At 38.1% G+C, this 24,517-nt stretch carries 26 protein-coding genes; 5 read left to right on the top strand and 21 right to left on the bottom strand.

The genetic code is table 11. The features are described 5' to 3' along the window. Window positions 1-66: 66 nt before the first annotated feature. From IHV09_RS02095 to IHV09_RS02080, 4 genes are all read right to left on the bottom strand, one after another. Window positions 67-555, bottom strand: a complete 489-nt coding sequence (locus IHV09_RS02095) for a methylated-DNA--[protein]-cysteine S-methyltransferase (RefSeq protein ID WP_197263495.1) — start codon at window positions 553-555, stop codon at window positions 67-69. Then, complete coding sequence (locus IHV09_RS02090; RefSeq protein ID WP_197263494.1) at window positions 548-1,444, bottom strand: DNA-3-methyladenine glycosylase family protein; 897 nt, start codon at window positions 1,442-1,444, stop codon at window positions 548-550. The genes IHV09_RS02095 and IHV09_RS02090 overlap by 8 nt, the downstream gene beginning before the upstream one ends. Next, complete coding sequence (locus IHV09_RS02085; protein ID WP_197264116.1) at window positions 1,431-1,985, bottom strand: bifunctional transcriptional activator/DNA repair enzyme AdaA; 555 nt, start codon at window positions 1,983-1,985, stop codon at window positions 1,431-1,433. The genes IHV09_RS02090 and IHV09_RS02085 overlap by 14 nt, the downstream gene beginning before the upstream one ends. 189 nt (window positions 1,986-2,174) lie before the next feature. Then, window positions 2,175-3,392, bottom strand: coding sequence for an MFS transporter (locus tag IHV09_RS02080; protein WP_197127097.1), 1,218 nt, complete (start codon window positions 3,390-3,392; stop codon window positions 2,175-2,177). A 191-nt stretch (window positions 3,393-3,583) separates the two neighbouring features. Between IHV09_RS02080 and IHV09_RS02075 the strand changes: the two genes are divergently transcribed. Then, on the top strand, window positions 3,584-5,677 hold the full coding sequence (locus tag IHV09_RS02075) for a DNA topoisomerase III (protein WP_197263493.1): 2,094 nt from the start codon (window positions 3,584-3,586) through the stop codon (window positions 5,675-5,677). An 85-nt stretch (window positions 5,678-5,762) separates the two neighbouring features. Here IHV09_RS02075 and IHV09_RS02070 read toward each other — a convergent pair whose 3' ends face one another. Next, window positions 5,763-5,921, bottom strand: a complete 159-nt coding sequence (locus tag IHV09_RS02070) for a hypothetical protein (RefSeq protein WP_197263492.1) — start codon at window positions 5,919-5,921, stop codon at window positions 5,763-5,765. A 54-nt stretch (window positions 5,922-5,975) separates the two neighbouring features. Then, on the bottom strand, window positions 5,976-7,724 hold the full coding sequence (locus tag IHV09_RS02065) for an alkaline phosphatase D family protein (protein ID WP_197263491.1): 1,749 nt from the start codon (window positions 7,722-7,724) through the stop codon (window positions 5,976-5,978). A 282-nt stretch (window positions 7,725-8,006) separates the two neighbouring features. Between IHV09_RS02065 and IHV09_RS02060 the strand changes: the two genes are divergently transcribed. Continuing rightward, on the top strand, window positions 8,007-8,162 hold the full coding sequence (locus IHV09_RS02060) for a hypothetical protein (RefSeq protein ID WP_197195502.1): 156 nt from the start codon (window positions 8,007-8,009) through the stop codon (window positions 8,160-8,162). Window positions 8,163-8,220: 58 nt separating this feature from the next. Here the strand turns inward: IHV09_RS02060 and IHV09_RS02055 are convergent, their stop codons facing one another. The 5 genes from IHV09_RS02055 to IHV09_RS02035 form a co-directional block, all read right to left on the bottom strand. Then, window positions 8,221-10,041, bottom strand: coding sequence for a PAS domain S-box protein (locus IHV09_RS02055; RefSeq protein ID WP_197263490.1), 1,821 nt, complete (start codon window positions 10,039-10,041; stop codon window positions 8,221-8,223). 132 nt (window positions 10,042-10,173) lie between these two features. Continuing rightward, window positions 10,174-10,419 carry a hypothetical protein gene (locus IHV09_RS02050; RefSeq protein ID WP_197127092.1) on the bottom strand — a complete coding sequence of 82 codons (246 nt, stop codon included), beginning with the start codon at window positions 10,417-10,419 and terminating at the stop codon, window positions 10,174-10,176. A 166-nt stretch (window positions 10,420-10,585) separates the two neighbouring features. Beyond that, entirely contained in the window at window positions 10,586-10,810 is a 225-nt protein-coding gene (locus IHV09_RS02045; RefSeq protein ID WP_197263489.1) for a hypothetical protein, read from the bottom strand. A gap of 90 nt (window positions 10,811-10,900) precedes the next feature. Further along, window positions 10,901-12,253 carry a hemolysin family protein gene (locus IHV09_RS02040; RefSeq protein ID WP_197128159.1) on the bottom strand — a complete coding sequence of 451 codons (1,353 nt, stop codon included), beginning with the start codon at window positions 12,251-12,253 and terminating at the stop codon, window positions 10,901-10,903. 175 nt (window positions 12,254-12,428) lie between these two features. Next, a complete protein-coding gene (locus tag IHV09_RS02035; protein ID WP_197263488.1) occupies window positions 12,429-12,746 on the bottom strand; it encodes a hypothetical protein in 318 nt (105 codons plus the stop codon). Between the two features lie 157 nt (window positions 12,747-12,903). Here IHV09_RS02035 and IHV09_RS02030 point away from each other — a divergent pair, with 157 nt between their 5' ends. Continuing rightward, entirely contained in the window at window positions 12,904-13,554 is a 651-nt protein-coding gene (locus tag IHV09_RS02030) for a hypothetical protein (protein ID WP_197127089.1), read from the top strand. A 45-nt stretch (window positions 13,555-13,599) separates the two neighbouring features. Here the strand turns inward: IHV09_RS02030 and IHV09_RS02025 are convergent, their stop codons facing one another. The 3 genes from IHV09_RS02025 to IHV09_RS02015 all read right to left on the bottom strand — a co-directional run bounded on the left by IHV09_RS02025 (window position 13,600) and on the right by IHV09_RS02015 (window position 18,510). Then, window positions 13,600-15,120, bottom strand: a complete 1,521-nt coding sequence (locus IHV09_RS02025) for an MDR family MFS transporter (protein ID WP_197127088.1) — start codon at window positions 15,118-15,120, stop codon at window positions 13,600-13,602. A 241-nt stretch (window positions 15,121-15,361) separates the two neighbouring features. After that, a complete protein-coding gene (locus IHV09_RS02020; protein WP_197263487.1) occupies window positions 15,362-17,410 on the bottom strand; it encodes a hypothetical protein in 2,049 nt (682 codons plus the stop codon). A gap of 50 nt (window positions 17,411-17,460) precedes the next feature. After that, window positions 17,461-18,510, bottom strand: a complete 1,050-nt coding sequence (locus IHV09_RS02015; RefSeq protein WP_197263486.1) for a hypothetical protein — start codon at window positions 18,508-18,510, stop codon at window positions 17,461-17,463. Between the two features lie 171 nt (window positions 18,511-18,681). Between IHV09_RS02015 and IHV09_RS02010 the strand changes: the two genes are divergently transcribed. Together IHV09_RS02010 and IHV09_RS02005 are read left to right on the top strand one after the other, a co-directional pair. Continuing rightward, complete coding sequence (locus IHV09_RS02010) at window positions 18,682-19,128, top strand: OsmC family protein (RefSeq protein ID WP_197127085.1); 447 nt, start codon at window positions 18,682-18,684, stop codon at window positions 19,126-19,128. Window positions 19,129-19,261: 133 nt separating this feature from the next. Next, window positions 19,262-19,489 (top strand): DUF1797 family protein, encoded by a 228-nt coding sequence (locus IHV09_RS02005; RefSeq protein WP_197127084.1) that lies wholly within the window; start codon window positions 19,262-19,264, stop codon window positions 19,487-19,489. 61 nt (window positions 19,490-19,550) lie between these two features. Here the strand turns inward: IHV09_RS02005 and IHV09_RS02000 are convergent, their stop codons facing one another. The 7 genes from IHV09_RS02000 to IHV09_RS01970 form a co-directional block, all read right to left on the bottom strand. Then, window positions 19,551-19,937, bottom strand: coding sequence for a gamma-glutamylcyclotransferase family protein (locus IHV09_RS02000; RefSeq protein ID WP_197263485.1), 387 nt, complete (start codon window positions 19,935-19,937; stop codon window positions 19,551-19,553). Window positions 19,938-19,962: 25 nt separating this feature from the next. Next, complete coding sequence (locus tag IHV09_RS01995; protein WP_231618105.1) at window positions 19,963-20,223, bottom strand: hypothetical protein; 261 nt, start codon at window positions 20,221-20,223, stop codon at window positions 19,963-19,965. Window positions 20,224-20,342: 119 nt separating this feature from the next. After that, window positions 20,343-20,675, bottom strand: a complete 333-nt coding sequence (locus IHV09_RS01990) for a hypothetical protein (RefSeq protein WP_197127082.1) — start codon at window positions 20,673-20,675, stop codon at window positions 20,343-20,345. A 120-nt stretch (window positions 20,676-20,795) separates the two neighbouring features. Next, entirely contained in the window at window positions 20,796-21,548 is a 753-nt protein-coding gene (locus IHV09_RS01985; RefSeq protein WP_197127081.1) for a gamma-glutamyl-gamma-aminobutyrate hydrolase family protein, read from the bottom strand. Window positions 21,549-21,734: 186 nt separating this feature from the next. Continuing rightward, on the bottom strand, window positions 21,735-21,920 hold the full coding sequence (locus IHV09_RS01980) for a hypothetical protein (RefSeq protein ID WP_197127080.1): 186 nt from the start codon (window positions 21,918-21,920) through the stop codon (window positions 21,735-21,737). 368 nt (window positions 21,921-22,288) lie between these two features. Then, window positions 22,289-23,962 (bottom strand): M3 family oligoendopeptidase, encoded by a 1,674-nt coding sequence (locus IHV09_RS01975; protein ID WP_197263484.1) that lies wholly within the window; start codon window positions 23,960-23,962, stop codon window positions 22,289-22,291. 158 nt (window positions 23,963-24,120) lie between these two features. Next, a complete protein-coding gene (locus IHV09_RS01970; RefSeq protein WP_197127078.1) occupies window positions 24,121-24,513 on the bottom strand; it encodes a VOC family protein in 393 nt (130 codons plus the stop codon). Window positions 24,514-24,517: the final 4 nt, after the last annotated feature.

Genomic DNA, 24,517 nt, shown 5'->3' with positions numbered 1-24,517 from the left:
TGATTGAATTATCTAACTATTCTTGTAATTTACGTTCTTATTTCTTTTAATATAAAAGTTATCTTTCTATACTAATCTTGATTCTTTAACCTTTTTCTCATGATGTAATAGCCATTCCTTTCTCCATAAGCCTCCCGCATAACCTGTGAGGCTCCCGCTTGAACCTATTATTCGATGACAAGGAACCACAATACTTAACTTGTTCTTGCCATTGGCATTCCCTACCGCCCGAACAGCTTTTTCTTTTTGAAGCGTGATGGCAATATCTCGATAAGAGGCGGTTTCTGCGAACGGAATACCAATTAGTGAATTCCAGACTGTTTGTTGAAAAGGAGTACCGCTATATTGGAATGGAAACGTAAAAGTTTGCCTTACACCTTGAAAGTATTCTATAAGTTGATTTCTGCAGTCGAGTAGAACTGCAGGAATCTCCTCTTGGTTCTCATGCGCCTTCTCTTTTTCAAAGAAAAGAATGGACTGAACGACGTCTTCGGTTCCTAAAATCTCAATAACGCCTATAGGAGAATCTAACTCAACTTTATTGTGCTTACTCATATAACGACCTCCATAAATAAAAAGTGGCGTATGCTTCCCATCCACTCCAATTTTCCGCTTGTTTCTTTAATTCATTCTTTGTTGGCTTTTGCTGCCATTTCAACTGTTTCATCACGGCATTCTGCAGCCCTACGTCAGCGACTGGAAAAGCATCAGGCTTTAGTAAGCATTTCATCAACACATAATCTGCCGTCCAAGGTCCGATCCCTCTGAGGGAGATAAGTTGTTTAGCTGGATCTTCAGAAGAACTCAGTTTTTCCTTTGACAGACGACCTTCCACTATTTCTTTTGCTATACCAATCACATATTCCGCTTTTCGCGTTGTAAATTGGAGATTTCTTAAATCATCAACCTGGAGATCTGCGATGATTTCAGGAGATGGGTATGCCCAGTATTCATTCTCATGAAGGACTAGCTTTTTCCCAAAGTTCTCAACCAACCTCTTCTTCAAAGTATAGGCAAAAGTTAAGTTGATCTGCTGTCCCATGATTGCCCAAGTCAATGCTTCAAAAAGATCAGGAATTCCAATCATACGTAAACCATAATAGCGTTCTATGAGCGGCTGTAATAGGCTGTCTTCTGAAACAGCTTCATAAAATGATGAAAGATCCTGATTCAAGTCAAACCAATTCCTTATATATTCAACGACCGTATCCATGTTAGGTGGCTCCCTATCTGGGAACTCGATGATAAGAACGTGATCTTTGTAGCTGATCTTGATTAAGATCAGTTCAGCATTCACAATTATTAACTTATAAATATGTTTATCATGTATGTGGTGAAGAACTTCTACTGGTGATCTCTCAAGAAAAACAAGGCATTCGCTATAGGAGAATTCCGGTGGCAACTCTATCTCCAATGTTCCATCTAATTCTTCAGTCCATCTCATGATTCGTAACCTTAGCTTCTCTGGACTTTCGGTAGCCACTTGGTGAGCAATTCTTATACGTGCGAAACGTTTTGTAAAAGTTAGATGGACTCTGAAATCCTGATTCGTAGCATATCTCCAGGCTGGTTTTTGAAGTGTTACTTAACAGATAAGCCGCTTTATCTATTCGAATGTTCTCCACATATTCTCGGGGCGTAACATTCAATTCTTCTTTAAATAATCGTTCGAGATAAAATGGACTCACTCCAGAATGTTCGGCTACATCTTGTAGAAGAATTCTTTTTTGATGATTGTTTACTAAGAAACTTGTAGCTTTTCTAATCAGATTTATTTGTGGACAATGTTCGATCTCTGGCTGACATCTTTTACACGCTCGATAGCCTGCTTCCTCACATTGAGAAATTGAGTCATAAAATACTACGTTTTTCTTTTTAGGTTTTCGCGAACGACAAGATGGACGGCAATAAATCTTTGTTGTTTTTACTGCTGTATAAAAAAGGCCATCATATGACCTGTTACATTCCATAATTTTATCCCACATCTCATCAAAAGACATTTGTATCGTACCCACAGACCACACCTCCATCAATCATCTTTTTATTATTTTAACCATTTTAACTGAGCAAATCGTCCTCAATCTTGCTGTTATGGTCCTATAATTGAAACGCTAAACCCAGAACCAAAGTATTAAAAAAGAGTGACGATTAGCCACTCTCATTCGAACCCGTATTTATTTAATGGCTGCCATTCTATCATTCTTATTTGATCCACTCTTAGTCTTATATTGATAATAGATGACTGTTGCAATGAAGAAAGATGTAATACCAAACCCTATGACCATTTTATGAAATCCAATTGTGTCTAGGAACAAGCCTGTTAGCAGCATCAAAACCTGGAATATAATATTATCAACCATTCCTTTAATAGAGAAAAATCTGCCGTGATAGTCTGATGGGACATCTGTCTGGAAAATGGTAGTAACAACAGGAAACAGCGTTCCAGCAGCAAGACCAAACAATCCGAAAGAAAGAACCGACATGATTGGATGATCTGCTAAAAACAAAGATGTGTGTGCAGCAGCGATAACAAAGGTAATAGCGAACATATAGCTTAACTTCGGATTATCTCTAAAGAATTTCTTTGATAAAAATGTTCCAATGAATACACAAACTCCTTCAGTCGTATAAAGAATTCCTTTAATACCGGCATTATCCTGCAACTCACTGATCTCAATCACCATTAAGTTGAATCCAGATAAAAATAGGTAAGCAGGAATTAATAAAAAGATACCATACACAACTTTACGTTCGTTCTTTATAATGGGATACAATTCCCCAAGCGTTCTGAAGAAATTATCCTTTCTACCTGAGGAATCTGCTTTCTTAGGCTGTTCCTCCACATCTAAAAAGAAAGTAGATATAAGCAGGATTACATATGAAATAAGAGTAACCGTGTACAAAGAAAATAGCGACATGCCAACTAGCATCACTCCGCCAAGTGCAGTACCTACGATCCTTGATGCCGTAAAGATGTTCATGTTGACACCATTGGCATCTAAAAGTTCTTCTTTTTTTACGATTAAGGGCAACATGGTTTGCATAGCAGGCTGAGAAAACGTTCCAGATATACCGATAACAAGCGTATAAACGACCATCCACCAAACATTGTTATAAGCGATTGCCAAATACATAAAGAAAATAGCCGCACATCGAGCAAATCCAGCGTAGATCAGTATCTTTTTCTTATTGCTGCGATCAATGATTCGACCCGCCATCGGTGCAAGAAAGATTCCTACTAGGAACCCAGCCAAGATAATTAGTGCCTGTAGAAAAGATGATTCAACATTCATCTGTAAAAATTCAAGATTCCCAATAATACCTACCCATAGACCTGTGCTAGATACAGCAAGTCCAAACATCAAAATTAAAAAATTCCGGTTTCTCCACATGTTCCCTTTCCCCTCTCAGTTATACCGAAACTGTGTCACTATATTGATTAAAAAATACTTAACAAAGTAAAATAGACTCACTATTCAGTATACAGTATTTAGAAAACATGCAGGAGATATAAATCTTCATTTTTTTCTTATTTTTACACTCTGTTATAATGACTAAAGTAGAAGTTTGAAAGGGGTACACTATGAAACAATTAATCCTTGCTGAAAAGCCGAGTGTGGCACGTGATCTTGCTCGTGTTCTTGGCTGCAAGCAACAGAATAAAAGTTATATTGAGGGACCGAAACACATCGTTACTTGGGCACTTGGTCATTTAGTTGAGTTAAAGATGCCAGAAGACTATGACAAGCAATATAAACAATGGCGCTTGGAAGACCTTCCGATTATTCCAAACCATATGGGACTAAAAGTAATCCGACAAGTTAGTCACCAGTTTCGTGCAGTTGAACAACTTTCTAAACGAAAAGACATTAGTGAGCTTGTAATCGCAACAGATGCTGGGCGTGAAGGCGAACTTGTGGCTCGCTGGATCATGGAAAAAGTGAGATGGCAAAAACCTGTGAAACGATTATGGATTTCATCTCAAACGGATAAAGCGATTCGTGATGGATTTAATCAGCTAAAACCCGCTAAGCAATACGACAACCTTTACCAATCTGCCGTTTGCCGATCTGAGGCAGACTGGCTGATCGGACTAAACGTAACAAGAGCGTTAACAACAAAGTACAACGATCCGCTATCTGCTGGTCGCGTTCAGACGCCGACACTTGCAATGATCCTGGACCGCGAGCAGGAGATTAACGCTTTCCAGCCAAAAGACTTTTGGACGATTGATGCGACGATTGGCATGTTAAAAGCATCATGGGAACATAATGGTGAGAAACGACTGTTTGATGAAAAAAAAACGACAGATATCGTTGCAAGAGTAAAAGGACAACAGGCAACAATAGCATCACTTCAAAAGAAAGAAAAAACAGAAGCGCATCCGATGCCTTATGATCTTACTGAGTTACAACGAGATGCCAATCGTCGTTTCGGTTTCTCTGCTAAGAAGACCTCTTCTGTACTACAAAAACTTTATGAACAATACAAGCTCGTTACGTATCCAAGAACAGATTCCCGCTACTTAACAAAAGATATGGAAAATACGATGTATGATCGTCTTCAAGGGATGTCTTCGGGATATCGTGAAGAAGTGCAGCCATTACTTAAGCACAAAGGAAACGTAGTAGCTAAGAAAGTATTTAACGATTCAAAAGTAACGGATCACCATGCGATTATACCGACAGATGAACCATTGCACTTAGGTGATCTCGATAACGATGAGCGTAAATTATATGACTTGATCGCACGCCGCTTTTTGGCTCTTTTCTATCCAGCTTATCGATCTGAAACGTTGACCGCTACATTAAACGTTGCAGGTGAAACATTTATAGCCCGTGAAACGCTAGTGCTTGATCCAGGATTTAAAGTGCTGTCAGGTAAAGAAGAAGAAAGTCCGCGTGCACTCGCCAATTTAAAAGAAGGGCAAACCCTTTCTGTTAAAGATGTGAATGCGGAGAAAAAGCTCACTGAGCCACCTTCCCGTTTTACTGAGGCCGACCTTTTATCTCGTATGGAAAAATACAGTCTAGGTACACCTGCAACACGAGCTGATATCATTGAAAGACTTCTAGGATCTGAAGTACTTGATCGAAAAAACAATAAGCTTCATCCTACTCCAAAAGGAAAACAGTTGATCGATCTTGTAAATGATGAGCTGAAGTCACCTGAACTGACGGCTAAATGGGAGCAAGAACTTGAAGCCATAGCACGTGGTAAAGGAAATCCAAAAGAGTTTTTAGAGAACATCCGTAAACAAACAAAACAGCTTGTAATGGAAATCAAGACGAGCTCGCAGGAATATCGCGCACATAACCTTACAGGTTCAAAATGTCCTGAATGCGGCAAGTTGTTGAAAGAAGTTAAAGGCCGGGACGGCAAGGTGCTTGTCTGCTCTGATCGTGAGTGTTCATATCGCCGACGTAAAGACCCTAAACTATCGAACCGACGCTGTCCTCAATGTCACAAAAAGATGGAACTGCATAACGGAAAGGCTGGGACTTATTTTCAGTGTAAACCATGTAATGTAGTGGAAAAAGCAGAGGATAAGAAAAAGAAAGTTACAAAGCGAGAAGAACGCCAGCTTCTTAAGAAATATAGTAACAACAAAGAAGATGAAGGCTTTGGAAACAGTCTAGCAGATGCTCTAAAAGCAGCGATGAAAGATAAAAAATAGACGAAAAGCTAACTTCCGAGAACCAAAACTAGCATGATATTGCTGTTTTGACTCGTGAAGTTAGCTTTCTTTCATGTAAGGGGATTTAATTTACACACCATAAAACGTCGATTTGTCCAATTGCATGACGAATCTGTCCGATTCGAGTGTTAATCTGTCCAATTGAACGAGTAATCTGTCCAATTCGAGCATTTATCTGTCCGATTGAACAGTTAATCTGTCCATTCTCAAAGTAGCTCTTCATACTTACCCTTATATGTGGCAGAAGCTTCTAAGTCACAACCTCATCTAACTAAATTTATTGCCCAGCTTCTACACCGATTTTCTTCATCTGCTTCTCATGTGCTTTACCATGAGCTCTGTTTCGATCTTCTTCTACCTCACGAGAAACTTTAACTCCTTCTGCAATCTTCGCTGCCCCGACCTGTTGCAGACCGTTCTGATCTTTTTGATAGACAAAGGAAGCACGCGTTGAGATAGCTGCACCTGGTGAAGTGACAAACGGAACGACTTTATAATCTGTTCGCCATTCTTCTGGTGTAACCGTACATCGTACATACCCACGGTAATCATTGAAGAATTTAATATGAGGATTCAATCCTAGTATTTTATCAGTATCAGAACGTTTATCAGCACCATTTCCACCCGAGGTGATGGATGTACCTACAAATTCAGCTCCAATCACATTAGATGATGAATCATTGTAATCCGCTTTTAAATCGCACGCCCAGCTTGCATGTACATCGCCTGTCAGTACAATAATATTATTTAAATTCTTTGATTGTATAAAATTTGTGATACGTTCACGGGATGCCGTATACCCGTCCCATGCATCCATACTCAGCCTAGGCGCCTCAGCTGTCCCATAGTTTCTTTGTGCAAAGAATACTTGCTGAGCTAGAACATTCCAATGCGCTTTAGAGTTCCCTAAGTTTTGAAGCAACCATCGTTCCTGTTCTATTCCTGTTAACGTTCGATTCGGATCTTGAGATTCAGGAGTAGGCGGCTTACTTCCGTCTCCATTTGCTTGATCATCACGATATTGTCGTGTATCCATAACGTTGAACATTGCCAAGTTTCCATAAGTGAAGTCTCGATAGAGCAGCATGTCAGCTCCGTGTGGTAAAGAAGATCGACGAAGTGGCATGTGCTCGTAATACGCTTGATAACCCGCTGCACGTCGTTTGACAAACGCTTCAACAGACTGTCCTTTTTCGGGAATCATGTTTGCATAGTTGTTCTCTACTTCATGATCATCCCATGTTACGACCCAAGGGAATGCTGCATGAGCTGCCTTCAAATTACCATCTGAACGATACTGCGCATGTCTGTTTCGATAGTCTTCGAGTGTCATGATCTCAGGACCGCTATGTGTTCGAACATTGCCAGACGGTGATACATATTCATTCGGTCCGTACTCGTATATGTAGTCACCTAAGTGAACAACAAAATCTAGCTCTTCTTCTGACATATGCTGATAGGCTGTAAAGAAACCATGTTCATATTGCTGACAAGATGCAAATGCAAAAGTCATACTTTTCACATTCGCACCTTTTCTAGGAAGTGTCTTCGTTCTTCCTACAGGGCTGTACTCATATCCACTTTTGAATCGGTAGTAGTATACGTGGTTTGGCTTAAGCCCATCTACTTCAACGTGGACAGAGTGCGCGAGATTAGGACGCGCTAGCTCCGTTCCCTTTTGCACAACCTTTTTAAATCGTTCATCTTCTGCGATCTCCCATTTTACAGGTACAGCTTGATTTGGCATTCCTCCGCCATTCAATGGATCTGGTGCTAATCTTGTCCATAAAACAACGCCGTCTGCTAACGGGTCACCTGAAGCTACACCTAGCGTAAACGGATAATTTCTAAATTTTGGTGCCGCATTCACTTCGTAGCTGCCTAGCGACTGAGCAATTGTGAGTCCCAGTGAAATTCCTGCAATTTTCCCGGCACCCGATAGAAAAGTTCTGCGATTCAGTTTGTTTTTTTTTAAGCTGTCTTCCGTAAGCTTCTTAATCCATTCATCCATCGGTCTTTCATCCATGCTTGATGCAACCCCTTTTAAATGAATTTAGTACAACGTTCATTATAGAGAGGAAATGTTAAGAAACTATTTTTTTATGTAAACGTATAAAGGACTACACATAGGAACAACTTACTAATCTTAATAATGCAATGAAAGAGACGAACTGTTGCATTAGTTATTAATCACAATTCGCTAAAATACCTTATGCTTCTTATGTCCTGTTCTTCTTTATTAAATCTTTACTTCATAAACATAATCTATGATATTTTATCTTAATTAAAAGGAATTGGTGATGGCAAAATGGCACTCAGACGGAGAAAGAAAAAGAAGTCCAACAATGAAACATACACATGGGTAGACTTAATTGTTGATCTTGTATTAGTAATTCCTGAGCTTATTTTTTGGCTGATTCGACTGCTTGGAAGAAGTGTTTTTAGGCTGTTTGACGGAATTTAAAAAGACTGGACTCTCATTGAGAGTTCAGTCTTTTCCATTCAGAACCTTAAGCTCTAAATTATTCCGTTTTTCGTAAAGTGATAGAAACGGTTGTTCCTTTCCCTGGGTAACTTTCTACTTTTAGATGCCCTTTATGCTCTGTAATAATTTTATTACTAACCGTAAGGCCGAGGCCAATTCCTTTTTCCTTATTGGTGAAGAATGGAACGCCAATGCTCTTTAATCTTTCTTCTTCAATTCCAATCCCATTATCTACAAAGATAAGTTTGATTTTCTGATCCGTCGTTTCTTCAATGGCTATCGTGAGAATTCCGCCATCATTCATAGCTTCGATCGCATTTTTAATCACATTGATAAAAACTTGTTTAATCTGGTTCTTTTCACAAGAGACGAAGAGATCTCTCTCTTTAAATAATAGACGAATTTCTACATTGTACAAATTAGCTTCAGACGTTAGTAACATTACAGTGTCTTGCAGAAGTTGAATTATGTTCACATTCTTCATATATTGAGTAGCGTCTGGTTTTGCTAATGCCATAAACTCATTCACGATAGATTCAATCCGATGAAGTTCCTCACAAATTACTTCATTGTATAAATAGAGTTTGTTTTGATCGATCTCACTATTTTTCATTAAAGAAAACAGTCCTTTAATGGATGTGAGTGGATTTCTGATTTCATGAGCAACACCTGCTGCTAGTTCTCCCAATACGGCAAGTTTTTCACTATTTCGTATATATTCATCTGCTTTTTTCTTTTCCGTAATATCTCTAGAGATAAATACGAGACCTTCTATGTCCCCTTCATCAGACACCATCGGCATGCCCTTCCCCTCTAATAAAACAGGATGACCTGAAGCATGTACCTTGCGATAAACAAGAGGTAGCGGATTTTCCAATGCGGCAACTAATTTAATATATTTCTCTACACTCTCATGATCCTCCAAATGAACACAATTCAATGCGCTCGTACCGAGGAGTGAGCTTGGTTCGATTCCTAGTACATTTTTATAAGATCGTGAGGCATATAAATAGTTTCCATTCATGTCAACTGAGCAGATTAAATCATTGCTATGATCCAAGATAATCTTATGTTTAAATTCATTCTTTCTTAAGGCAGCTTCTGCTTCTTTTCTCTTTGTAATATCTCGAGACGCAACAATCGCAGAGAGGTTGTCTTTATGACTAATAGGGGTCCCTTTAGACTCTAGCCAAATATAACTCCCATCTTTTTTCAAGTATCTATACTCAATCGAAAGAGGTATTTCCTTCATGATCATTCGAGTAAACTCTTGAATCACACGGTCTCTATCTTCAGGATGAACAAGGTTAAATGGAGTGGTACCTATCGCTTCACTTTGAGTGTAACCAGTTACCCAAAAATAGGACGGTGTCAAATAGGTGAAGATCCCCTCATGACTAACAATTCCAATAATATCTATCATGTTTTCAGTTATAAGCTTTAAATGATCAAGCGTTTCTTTCTTTTCGAGATGCTGCTGTGTTAAATTTCGAATAATTATTTGTGTGGCGTGTGATGTAAACATTAGGGGAAATCCGATGACTTCTAATTGAATAGAATTACCTTTTTGGGTGATCCATGTTTGTTCACTTGGCTTAGGGGCAATACCTTTGTCGCATGTTTGAATTCTTTCCTCCACTAAATGATGCAACTCATTTGGGAGGTTATTCCATATCGGCTGACCGATTATTTCTTCTTCCGCTTCTAATATCTTTCTTGCTGCGGGATTTACATATACCCAAGTTCGATCTTTCTGGATAAGAAAAGGTGTTTCAGAATGTTCAAATTGATTGGCGTATGTTTTCATTTGATTAATGAAAAGGCTGTCTCCTAATACTTGACCATCTGAAGTTTCCATACCCACCCTCCATTAAAAACGTTAATCAAAACGTTTCGTTCATGATTACCTAAATTATAAACACATGTCCTTTTACAAATAAAGATATTTTTTTAAAAATATTCTTACTATAAAAATGATTAATTTTTTCTTTTAGTTAATTATAGATAGTTGTTTTTGATCATAGATGAATTTAGTTTCGTAAAAAGTATGGAATGCCTGTTTCAAAGCAGTTTTTCGATCCGGAGCTGTATGAGAGGACATGATAATATGTTCTTGTTTGTAATAGAGCATACTTACCACTACAGTTGTTTTGTTGGTATAGAGAAATAGATCAACATCCATTATTTCATTACCTGTTATCACACGAATAAAGCGATATTGCGGTGTTCTTACCATATCCCTCAGCCCCCTTTTAATCTTTCATCCCCTTTTACTTTTGTCTTAAAAGTTTAGTTATTTAAATAGTAAATAATCACTATAAATTTGTCAATATATTCTGTCAATTTAAGTCGATTTCCTGGGAAATTAGAATGATAAAGAAAAAAAGACGGGAAATCCCGTCTTAATTTCTGTTAGGTGGCTTTTCATTATCAGGCGAAGTTTGTCCACCAGCTCCTGTAGTGTCTTTATCTTTAATCCCGTTAGTCGTATTATGTTTTGAAGATGAGGATAAGGAAACTAATTTAAATCCTGTTCTAGAAAGTGGTTCTTCTAATAATCTTTCTATATTTTGCGATGCTTGGATTGTTGTTTCATCGTATTCTAATTGAATAGTAATAGTTTTCAAAGTAATCTCCTCCTTTACCTTCATTTGTTCCCTGCATCAAAAATAATAAACAAGAAAAGAGACCATCTGTTAACGATGGTCTCTTAAAACTTAAGCTTCTTTTTCAACTAAGTTGTGCTCTAATTCTTTGGATGAAGAAGAGGTTTCGTCATCCTGATTAAGCCTTTTCGTAATTTCGATTTTTTTAACTTGATGTCCATCAATCTCAATCACCTTGAAATCATATTCATCATACGATATGACCTGATTTTCTTGTATTTCTGAGTTCTGTGAAAGGACCCAGCCACCAATCGTATCAAGTTCACTATCATCAATTTCAAATCCATAAATGTCGTTCACTTCTGCGATCAATACTTTACCGTCAAAGTGCTTAACATTTGGACTGACTGCATGAATCATTGGTGATTCATCATCATCAAATTCATCACGTATTTCACCAACAAGCTCTTCCAAAATATCTTCAATGGTAACAATACCTGCTGTTCCACCATATTCATCAACTAAAACTGCCATATGAAAGCCTTTTTTCTGCAGCTTTAATAGTGTTTCTTTAATCGGTGTGTTTTCAAATACGCTCAATGTTGGTCTAATGTAATGTTCAAGAGGGTATTCTTTTCCTTTAATCAAGTCAAAAAATACTTCTTTCGCATTCACCATACCAAGAACATTATCTTTATCTTCCCCTACAACAGGGTAACGTGTATATTTTTCTTCTGCAATTATATTAATATTTTCTGCAACGGTATTATCTTCATAAAGACAAACCATTTCAGTACGAGGGACCATGATCTCTTTTGCAGTTCTGTCGTCAAATTCGAATACCTTTTCTACATAACTGAACTCAGATTTGTTGATTTCACCACTTTTGTAGCTCTCACTTAGAATTAAACGTAGTTCTTCCTCGGTGTGTGCCATATCATGCTCTGACGCTGGTTTTAATCCAAACATTCTTACTAAAAGCTGCGCACTTCCGTTCAAGAACCAAATGAATGGATACATAACTCTGTAGAATCCAATCAATGCAGGTGATAACAATAAGCTGATTGTTTCAGCTTTTTGAATAGCTACTGTTTTTGGTGCAAGCTCACCAAGAACAACGTGTAAAAAAGTAATGGATGCAAAAGCAATTGCAAATGATAATGTATGAACAATCGCCGGGCTTAAATCCATTTTTTCAAATACTGGACCGAGAATTGCTTCTACCGTAGGCTCACCTAACCAACCTAAACCTAATGCTGTAATTGTAATACCTAACTGACAGGCAGAGAGTGATCCATCAAGGTTTGAAATAACCTTTTGTGCTGCAATCGCTCGTTTGTTGCCTTCTTCAGCTAATTGGTCAATTCTTGATTTACGAATCTTAACAATCGCAAATTCTGCTGCTACGAAAAAAGCGGTTAGTAGAATAAGTACGGCTACTGCAAGTAATTTCAATAAGGTCAAACTGTCCAAAAAGACTCCTTATACCCCAAGTTACTGGAATATAAGTTGTCACCTCCTAAGTGTTATAAATTTTTATAATCAAGAAAAAGTATATCATATAATTGAAGAACTTACTTAATAAAACAACTTACTTGTATTTTACATTTACTTTTGTGATCCATAATACCCTTACCCATCATTCTGAAATTTCTACTGTGTCTAAGTCTTCTTCTTTTTTTAACACAAGTTTATTTTCTTTTTCATCATAATAATAAATCTTCATTCCATGCTCCGAACCAGTTTCTTCAAAGTTGGAGTACAGTCCAAAATACCCGTTACCTAATGGAACAAGATTATTCTCTACATTTGTTGTAATAACAGGATAATCTTCATTCTCTTCATTCTCTTCGCTACCACCATTATTGATAGATCCGATTACAAATAATAACAAGATTCCTAATACAATCAATGTCCTACGAATGCTGCGCAATTCAGAAGCTGTATCTGAATACATAAAAATCACTCCGTTTTTTATATTCTTTTCCTGTTAATTATCACATAATAGCAAAGAGAAATGATACTAAATATGGGAGACTTACCCATTTTTAAGTGGTATTCTATAAATGAGAAAACACTGATTTAAAATGCAGCAAAGAAAGGATGAACATCAAATGGATTTTGTACTGGATCATAAATGGGTATTTCTTATTCTGGCAGAGACCGTATTTTGGGTTTCTACATTATCTTTTTTAGTGGTACGTTATTGGTTCAATCTAAAGAAATTAAGCATTGCATTCTTCGTTCTTTTTCTCTTAAATGACCTATGGATTGCTGCGATGGGATATTTCGATTATTTAAGAACAGGAGAATTCTCTACATATCAAATCATAATTCTGGTTGTCATAGCTTATGCCTTTTTGTATGGGAAAAGCGATTTTCAGAAGTTGGATCGCTTTATTCAGCGAAAGGTCGCAAAATGGCGTGGATTGCCTGAACCCGAACTGCTCGATTCAAAACCACTGTATGGGATGCAACACGCGAAGCAAGAAAGACGAAATCTTTATAAGCACATTTTTTTATTCAGCACGGTACAAGGTGTTTTTTGGCTAGTATTTGGACTATCAGATGCCGTATCATCCATACACCTAGACACTTTTTTAAAAGATTGGTATGACACAACAGATACAGATCTGTTCTACAAAAACGATACTGCTAATAATGTCACACGTATTTGGGCTCTGATACTTGCGATTGATGTAGTCGTATCGTTGTCCTATACGGTTGCTCCAAAAAAAGAAAAGAAAGCAACGCGTGCCGCTTAACCTAAAAGAGCTTGGGATATTATCATCCCAAGCTCTTTTATAATATTATTTTGCTTCTTTATGTTGTTTCGATGTCTCTACTCGTTCATTACCCATAAACAATATGACAACAGCCGAAATCGCGATTGGGATTAGTGCATATGTGAATACTGTTGTAATGGAGTCAGACATAGAAGCTGAAATTCCATCAAGTATTTCAGGTGGTATTTTATCACGCTCTCCGGACTGAAACACTTTTTGTGGATCAAGATCTTTAATAGTAGCAGACCCTTGACCTGCAAAGCCTTTTAAATTCTCGCTTATTCTTTCATAAAAAATTCGGTTTTGAAGTGCTCCAAAAATGGTTACACCAAGTGTCATACCTAATGACCGTAAAAAGGCATTTGTAGAGTTGGCTGAACCTCGGTAACGAAACTCCATCTTATTGATAGTTGCTGCAGGTAATAAGGAAAACGAGAACCCCATACCAAAACCTACAGTGACCATAAAGAATGTAAGCATCGTTCTAGAAGTATCTGGTGTCATACCACTTAGCATATACATGCCAGTAAAATAAGAAATTACAGATACAATCATGAGGTTACGGAAGCTAGTTTTCGTTTGAAAAATACCACCGATCATACTTCCAGCAACAGAACCTAACATCATTGGTGTAAGAATTAAACCTGCACTTGTTGCAGAACCTCCATAAACCGCTTGAACGAAAATAGGAATAAAAACGGCTAGTATAATGAATGTTCCACCGTATAGAAAACCTAAAATCTGTGAAGTAGCAAATAGTCTCTTCTTAAACATCCAAAATGAAATAATAGGTTCGGATGCTTTTTGTTCTACAGCAAAGAACACAATGAAAAAGACCGTGAATATCGTAAACAAAGCTACGATCTGCGTTGAATCCCATGCATATGTCTTGCCACCAAGTTCAAGGGCAAACATCAAACTAACAACTGCGATCACAAGTGTGATGGCACCCCACCAGTCAATCTTTTGCTCACGGTGTTCCAGTGTTTCTTTGTAATAACGGAAGATCAAGTAAAACGAAGCTGCACCTATTGGAACGTTAATATAGAACACCCAGTGCCAGCTGATCGCATCTGTAATGAATGCTCCGAGTAAAGGTCCTAGAACACTCGAAGTTCCGAATACCGCCCCAAGAAGTCCTGTCATCTTCCCTCTCTTTTCTGGAGGGAAAATATCAAAAACAATCGTAAAAGCGATCGGCATCAATGCCCCACCGCCGATACCTTGAATCGCTCGAAACGCTATCAGCTGCTCCATACTTTGAGCAAGACCGCAAAGGGCAGAACCGATAAGAAAAACGACAAGTCCAAAAATGAAGAATCGTTTTCTGCCATACATGTCGGATAATTTACCATAAATCGGCATCCCTGCCATTACTGCGACCATATAAGAGCCAGTAACCCAAACGAATTTATCAAAACCACCTAGGTCGGCTACAATCGTCCCCATCGCAGTTGCAACAATGGTATTATCCATTGCAGCCATTAGAATACCTAGCAACAAACCAGCTACGACTAACTTTAGATTTGTTTCTTTATGCACCATAGCGCCATCTCCTAACCTAACACCCTCATGTATACTTAATAAACTTAAGTATACATGAGGGACAGTCCCCCAACAATTTATTTCCTTCGCTATTTCTCTCCATTTAATTAGGGTGTTTTCTACATATCAACCTATAAAAATAGTTGAATTTCGAATTTAATAAATTATCCACACCTCTTATTCCTATTCTTTCACATAGAAAAAGAGACAGCACGTCTGCCGTCTCTTTTTAGCTTACCTATTAAAGTTCTAAGATAGAATCTTCATTATCTTGTCCTTCATACATTGCATCTAGCATTAAACCTGTCCAAAGATCTAGATTCAACCCACGGTCTTCATCATCGCCTTCAAGTCCAAGTTCAAGACCAGCGTCTAATGAAGAGTATAGAGAAGAGCGATCTTCATCTTCATCAAATGAGCTCATTAAGTCTGCCATGATTGAAGTATTTAACTTAAGAGAAGTATTTTCAAGCTCATCTTCAGAAGACAAAGAAAGTGCTGTATCCGTGTTAAGCATTGAGCTTAAAGAAGAACGATCTTCTTCGTCTTCAGACATAATAGCCGCCATCACATCTGTGCCTAGATCTACTTTCGCACTTGACTTCTCGTCTTCTTCAGTTGCTTCTACTCCTGCCCATAGACCAGCGTCAGCCATCAAAGAAGAGTTATTCTCTTCATCTTCAGAAATTACGTTCGCCATCACATCTGTGCCTAGATCTACTTTTGCACTTGACTTCTCGTCTTCTTCCGTTGCTTCTACTCCTGCCCATAGACCAGCATCAGCCATCAAAGAAGAGTTATTCTCTTCGTCTTCAGAAGTTACGTTTGCCATCACATCTGTGCCTAGATCTACTTTCGCACTTGACTTCTCGTCTTCTTCAGTTGCTTCTACTCCTGCCCATAGACCAGTGTCAGCCATCACAGAAGAGTTATTCTCTTCGTCTTCAGAAGTTACTTTCGCCATCACATCTGTCCCTAAATCTACTTTTGCACTTGACGCTTCGTCTTCCTCCGTTGCTTCTACTCCTGCCCATAGACCAGCATCAGCCATTACAGAAGAGTTATTCTCTTCGTCTTCAGAAGTTACGTTTGCCATCACATCTGTGCCTAGATCTACTTTTGCACTTGACGCTTCGTCTTCCTCCGTTGCTTCTACTCCTGCCCATAGACCAGCATCAGCCATCACAGAAGAGTTATTCTCTTCGTCTTCAGAAGTAACGTTCGCCATCACATCTGTGCCTAGATCTACTTTCGCACTTGACTTCTCGTCTTCTTCAGTTGCTTCTACTCCTGCCCATAGACCAGTGTCAGCCATTACAGAAGAGTTATTCTCTTCATCTTCAGAAGTTACGTTCGCCATTACATCTGTGCCTAGATCTACTTTCGCACTTGACTTCTCGTCTTCTTCAGTTGCTTCTACTCCTGCCCATAGACCAGCGTCAGCCATCACAGAAGAGTTATTCTCTTCATCTTCAGAAGTTACGTTCGCCATTACATCTGTGCCTAGATCTACTTTCGCACTTGACTCCTCGTCTTCTTCAGATGCTTCTACTCCTGCCCATAGACCAGCATCAGCTATTACAGAAGAGTTATTCTCTTCGTCTTCAGAAGTAACGTTCGCCATCACATCTGTGCCTAAATCTACTTTTGCACTTGACTTCTCGTCTTCTTCAGTTGCTTCTACTCCTGCAGTTACACCTGCATTCACAGCAGCCTCTGTATTTGATTCTTCCTCATCTTGAGCTTCAACAGCTGCATGAACATCTGCTCCCGCATTTAGAGAACTAGAATCTTTGTTATCTTCTTCATTAGAACGCACTTCCGCTTCAACGTTTGTATCTGCGTTTACAGACGCTTTACTTTCATCATCAGAAGAACTTTTAACTGTAGCATCAGTTCCGACTGCCGCATTAGCTTTAGCACCGTCGTTATGATCTTCAGTTTTTGATTCCGCTTCAACTCCAGCATTTACAGCCGTACCTACTTGAGCTTTTTCATCTTCTTCACCGGAAGCTTCAGCATTCACATCTGCACCAACGTTTGTTTTTACGCTATTGTGGTTCGAATCATCATCTGAGCTCTCTAATTCGATGCCTGTTACGGCACCTAGATCAAGGTTAAGATTAGACTCTTCATCTTTCTCAGAAAGCTGAATGTTACTGATCAACCCTGTTCCGATTTTAAGACTCGATGACCCTTCATCTGCAAATGTTTCACTTCCTCCAAAAAATAACCCAGCCGCAGCAGCACCTGTAATCGCAAATGTTCTAATAAAGTTTGATTTTTTCATTGTCATTTCTCTCCTTCTTCTTCTTAATTTTTTGTTTTACCAAATTTGAATTAGAAGAAGAAAGATTGTGGTGGTTGCCCAGGTGGAGCATTTAGCCATTGATCATAATAGTGTCGAACTCCCTCACCAAGTCGACTTCCTGTTTCAAGCTGAGTATCATTTTGTCCACCATCTAGAATAGCCAAGAACGTAACAGTGCTTGAAGAAGTCATCGGTCCATTGGATGAACCTGAAGGAGATTGTCCACCTTGTGATGATGGAGTTAGCATTTGTATTTGAGTTGCCTTTTGAGTTACCGGATAATCCGTACTTGTTTTTTGCCGTACAGGTTTTTCAGTTTCTTTTTGATCCCTGCTCTTTTTAAGTACTTCCCCACTCGTAATCGTACTAACGGGATTCTCTATGTCTTTTACAAAAATCTCTTTTGTCTTCACAACAACCGGCTTTTTAGTTATTGCACCTTTCGTTTCATTAATCGTTTCACTCGTATTCGGTTTGTTCTCCACAACAGGTTCAGTGACTGGTGTTGGGGTAGGAGCTGGTTCTGGTTTTGCTTTGACCACTTCCTCAACTTCCGGCTTAGTAGTAACAATCTCTGAAACGACTGGAAGCTTCACGTCTACTTGAGGTTTTTCCGGTGTAACAGGGACCGTAACGTTCACCTCCTGATCTAACACATCGACTTTTATCGATGGTTTTTCAGTAAGGTTTACATCTACGATCGGTTTAGAACTTTTTAGCTTTTCTGTCGGAACTGCTTCTTTTACCGAATCGACAGTATTCGTTACCGTTTTGACCGCTTGATCTACTGGCTTTACGGTCTCGGTAACTTTGTTAACCGTTTGATCCACCTTGTCGACAGCACGAGTTGTGTCTTTCACAATATTTGTAACTGTGTTAAGAGTAGGTCTCACAACCTCATCGGTAACCGAATGATTTTTCGTTGAAATGTTCACTTTGTCTGGAACCCTTTCAACAATCTCAGTTGTTTCTTTTGTAAGGTCTGTGACTGGAGAAAGAATTCCTCCGCTATCAGCCGATACGATCGCGGGAATACTCATACCCGCTGCGAATACAACCAATTGTACAAATCGTTTCACCTGGTTATCACCTCCTTCTGTAAGTGTTTTCAAATAGCTAACGAAGACAAATTTGATTTGGATCACTAAAAAAACAAAAAAATTTACATTTTGTACACTTTAAACAGGAAATGTGACGTAAAAGCTCGCTTGCTTTACACTTAAAGAAGTAAAAATTTGAGGTGATTTAAAGTGGCACAACATGTTTTTTATCTGAATGCGCATTGGCCAGGCGGAAGAAATAATATAGGAACGATAGAAACACAGAATTTGAAGACTAAGGTATCGATACCTCCTGAGATGGATGGACCAGGTATTGGAACGAATCCAGATGAGATGTTGCTTGGAGCAGCGGCAACTTGTTATATCATCACACTTGCTGCCATGATAGAACGAAGTAAGATAGATAACATAAATTTAACGATGGAGTCTGAAGGATATGTCGATGTTACAAACGGAGTGATTACGTATCAAAAAATCATCCATCGACCGGTCGTCACGATCAAACATGGCACGTCAAAAAACATTTCGACACTTCTTCAAAAACTCGCCATTAAAGCTGAGCATTCGTGTATGATTTCACGAGCATTGAAAGGTAATGTCGAAATAGAGGCGATTTTGACGATAGAAAATGGATGAATTTAGAAGAACAGTCCTTTCGTTACCTGTACTTAAAAAATTACTTATGTTAGCATAAATGTTAAGGAAGGAAAGTAATTTATTATTTGGGTTCCTAACAAGTTCCCCCATAATAGAAAGGGGACGATGTATCATGAACCAACAAGATGTGAAAACCATACTCTTAAATTTACAAAACAAACAGTATATTGAATCCGATATTACACACACTTTTAGTGAAAACAATTCAGCTGTTTTTTCTGTAAAGTATTTAAAGAACGATCAATCGTTCGAAGTGATTCAGATTGAAACTAACTCCCTGGAGCGGTTCGATGATGTCGATTCTGCCGTTCATTGTATAAACAACTTAATCGCTAAATAGAGATTTACTCTTTTTCATAATAAAAGAGGTCAACCAAAGTAATGGTGACCTCTTTTTTTGTTTATCTCTGGAGATATTTTATCCAATCATTTTCCTCAATTGAAATAAAGTCATTCGCTTTAGTATTCATTACATACATCAGAGCTTCTTTATCTCCAACTGATGTCTTTATTTTAGCAACGATGCGATCATATAAATTATTAGCTCTGTTTTCAACAAAATCTTCAAGTTCGTCTAATCGTTTTAGTTCCTCCTTGGTTACTTCATATAGCTCACCTGTTACCCATTTATCTTTTTCAAGAATTAATGCTGGGTAACCCCAACCTGTATCGTATAGTTGTCCTTCGGCGTAGCATCTATGTTCTATGTATGTTGCATTCTTTAAAAAGTTGGCATTACTTCCCTCTTTTCGAAGCGTCCCGTAAACAAATACTAGTTGTTTTTTCATAAACTCACCTTCTTTTTTACAAGCATTATCCTTTTGAAAAAAAGACAGCCCAGACCAGTAAACTTAAAAATAGAATTCCAGCTATTAAACAGAGGAACATTACTATTAACAACGTCCATCCTAACCCTTTTCGATTTGTTAGAATAAGAAAAATACTTAATGTGTAGGGACCAAACATTAAACCTAATATCGTCCAAAGCCACCGATCTTTATTATACAGCGGAGCTTGAACATATAAATAATAAGCGATAGCAATCTGTGTTATCGCATAGAATATGAATCCCAATCTTTTTCCATCCTCTCTAATCTGAAAGTACTCTTGTCCTACCAAATATAACCCTTTTTTCTCCAACAAAAAACTTTCAACCACTGTTTGGCTGAAAGCTTTCATGAAGAGTTAAGCCTTTAATAACCTTTTCTTACATCAATGATATGCTCGTTCTTCCGTTTTCTGCTCCCTCTAGCAGCGTCAAAAAATAAAACAAGCGCTGTAACGATGTGCATGATCATTCCGATGACTGGCAAGTAGCCGACAATAGAAGTAATAAGACCTAACACACTTCCTGTAAACCTTTCTTTTTGAACGATACAAATGATGAGTGTGATCAAATGAAAAACAAACATGAATTGAAGTGGTCCCCATGCTGAAGCAAGAATGATGGCTCCTCCTAAGAAAGGAATGCCAAGGAAAGCCTCAATACCGCCTGTTACCATCTTCAATAGTCTCGATATATTCATGAGACAGCCTCCTCAATAATTTCTATTATATACTACGTGATTACCATGAAAAAAGTTTCCTTTCAAAACATTACCTCTCCTTATAAACAAAGAAACCTCCTGGTGTGGAGGTTTCAATCTCTATTCCTTCATTTTCTTCGCTTCGTTAATAAACGTAGTAATGATTGCCATCATATTCTCGTTTTCATGTCTCAATTCTTCTGGATGCCACTGTGTTCCAAGCAAGAATGTTTTATCCTGATCTTCAAGTTCTAATGCCTCGATTATACCGTCAGATGCTCTAGCTGCTACTCGTAATCCTTTACCCACTTTTCCGATCGCCTGGTGATGAAAGCTGTTTACAGCAACTTCTTTTTCTCCAACAATTTTGTGCAGTTTACTACCTTCTTCAATGTTAACGGTGTGAGAAGGTTCTGTTCGTGTTGCAGATGATTGAAAGTGATTAATACTATTTGAATACTCGCTTTCCACATCCTGTATGATCGTACCTCCATAACTAACGTTCAGTAAGTGATATCCTCGACACATAGCTAGAATGGCCTTTTCGTTCTCACGTGCCTTTTTCACGAGTTCAATCTCAAAATCATCACGGTGTTTGTTCACCTTTTTTACCTTTGGATGAGGTTCTTCGTTATAAGTGATCGAACTGATGTCTTCTCCACCGGTAAAGATTAATCCATCACATAATTTTGCATAATATTCAGCTTCTTCAGGCTTTCCCATCGGAATAACGATGGGGATACCCCCTGCATCTCTAACAGTTTCTGCAAATTTATTATAAACAACAATCGTATCAACGTTTTCATTTTGAGTTTCAATTGTATTGATTGACATGATCGTACTTGTTAATCCTATTAATGGTTTTTGCGTCATATAAAACTTCCTCTCTAGTAGCTGTTCAATCATGTTTTACCTTAATCACATAATCATAAACACCCATAATTTATCATTCCTATTACTATTAACCATATATTCATACCTATTACATTTTTCTTTCCCACATAATAAAAAAAACAGCTCACTAAACGTGTGAGCTGTTCCTGCTATTTATTTCATATGCTACTGCATTGGTGGTCTCGGCTTTTTTACAGAATAAACGAGCTCAATATCACCGTTCTCCTTCACACGCTTCACCGTGTAAGTTTTCTCAACACCTTGCTCGGTATTGTGAAAGGTGATCTTGTCGCCTTCTTCAAAATCTGATGTGCCTGTGTCCCATAATTTCTCGTCATCGGGTTTTCTCATACCTCTCACCCCTCATATTCCGACTAATCTCCCATAACAATATGCCATTTAACTTTGTTTTCCCCTACTTAGGAAAATGAATCCTAAATCGTATGTTAAAACGTGCATATTTTGCTCTCGTTATTGAGAATCCAGCATACAATCTCCTTTGTTCACTGGGAATAGAGTCCGGCTCAATATCGGAATCGGTATGTCGGCAGTGCAATGAAATACTTTCTCACCAACCGGTTATGACAAGAATTTATGGACACCTCTTTATTATTAATTGATTTAATATTTCTATATAAAGTGCGCCTTTTCTAATAGTTCTACTAAATAGATAGAAACCCTTTATATTGTTTAAATTCTTTAATTATTTATTTCTTTACCTAACTAATGGATAGCAGGTTAAGTTCTTTTGCAACAAACTCCATAAGCTCAGCAATCTTATTGGATGAAAAATCCAACTCAATCCCTGCAGTTTCATAAACTTCCGGAAGTGACTTAGAACTTCCAAGTTTCAATGCTTCTTTATATTTATTGATCGTTCCCTCTCGGTCTTCTTTAAAATTTTTGTACAATTGAATAGCTCCAAGTTGGGAAATCGCGTACTCAACAAAATAAAAAGGAACTTCGTATATATGAAGTGTATAGAACCATCCTTTTATTTTCCATTCTTCATATCCATTCCAATCTACGATCGAAGCATCATAGCGATCTTTCAACTCACCAACCTTCTTTGTGCGTTCTTCCCAAGTATGATTTGGATGTTGGTACAGCCAGTGCTGAAACTGATCAATGACCATAATATACGGAAGACTCATTAAAGCCCCCTTTAGCTGATCTTTCTTCGCTCGGTTAAGTTCCTCCTCTGTCTTGTAAAACTCATTCCAACGATCCATCGTGAAAAGCTCCATACTCATACTCGCTAGTTCGGCCGACTCCATTGGAATTTGTTTATAAGCATATAATTCTTGATCACTCTTCAGTAGATCATGAATCGCATGTCCCATCTCGTGCATAAAAACAACAAGATCACTATCCGTGTTGGACATGTTCATAAAGATAAACGGAAGTCCTGTTTCAGGTAGCGATTCACAGAATCCCCCCTGTGCTTTTCCTTTTCTGCTCGTTAGATCAAAAAGTTTCTTCTCATTCATTTCATGAACAAGTGAACCAAATTCAACATCAAGTTCGCCTAAAACCTTCGCTGATTTATTGATTAACTCCACATCGGAACTTACAGGTTGTAATGGTTTTCGACCGATTGCTTCTGCTTGAACATCCCATGGCTTATAAACATCAACACCTATTTCAGCTTTGTGCTCTTTTTGAAGTTGTATCGTGATCGGAAGAACATGCTCACGTATGGATTCAGCGAGTTCTGTACAATCCTCTGGCGTATAGTCGAATCGATTATATTTTTTAAACATATAATCGTTAAAGCCGCTCAAACCAGCATTCTCTGCTTTCTTCACACGAAGTTGGATCAACTCGTCAAGAATACTTTGAAGTTTCTCTTCTTCTTTTAAGATAGGTTCATACAAGGCTTTCATCGCTTTCTCTCTTGTGTCACGCTTAGAATCTCTAACATGAACAAAAAGCTCACTAATCGTAACTTCTTTTCCTTCCCAATTTGAAGAGAGACTTCCTGTGATCTCAAAATATTGATTTGTAAGAGCATCTTCTTGTTTTTCTATATCTAGGTTAGCTTCTTGAAAAAGAGCAAATTGCGTTCTCAGCTTCTTTTTATATTCTCCAAATTCATCGTCAGGAAGTTCTGCCATAAAGGGTGACTCTAATACTTTCTCGTCCAATATAGATTGGTATTTTTTAAACAATGGTTTTATGTGCTGCTGATCAAATTCATATTGCTGCTTAATTTCGTCATGATTGCTTTGGCATTGAAAAGCAATATAATGTCGAAGCATCTCTTCTTCTACTTTTTCGTAGGTGTGCTTTTGTTGATTTAAAAAATTCTTGAGATCATCTATGGAAGTTATGGTTACGCTTACAAGATTCTCGAACTCTTCTTTAAGTGCATTTATTTTCTGCTCGTTCATACCTATTCCTCCCAATTCATTCTACTATCCACTTTACCACAAATAGGAAAATGCTTGATAGATAGAATGTTCAGTTTATATTCTTTTGCAGAAAAAAACTGACTCCTACTAGTACCAAGGAAGGCTAGTAAGGGCCAGTTACTAAACATTTAATTTTGTTAGCAATTACAAATCATAACTACGTTTCCATCTGGATCTTCTACATTAAACCAAGCCACTTCACCATGCCACTGAATTTCTTTAATGACTTTCATGTTTTTTTCTTGTAGCTCTTTGTAAGCTGCATCAATATCTGGTGCAAATACATTAAACATAGGACCTGAACCAGGCGTCCGGTGGAAGGACGGGTCAAACGTATGATCATCTAGTGATAATCCAGTTTGTCCTGTCACGGGAATGTTATGTACAGGGGATTGTACTTCACTTGAATCTATCGTTACACCCAACAGATCTGCATACCACTCTACAGATCTTTTCAAATCAGTAACATGTACGAATACATTGTTGACGTGGCTCTGTATAACAGAGATACTCTTTACTTTCTCACTCATATAA

This window comes from Fictibacillus sp. 23RED33 (assembly GCF_015903925.1).
GTDB classification, from domain to species: domain Bacteria; phylum Bacillota; class Bacilli; order Bacillales; family Fictibacillaceae; genus Fictibacillus; species Fictibacillus phosphorivorans.
This window is presented reverse-complemented; position numbering and strand designations above follow the sequence as displayed.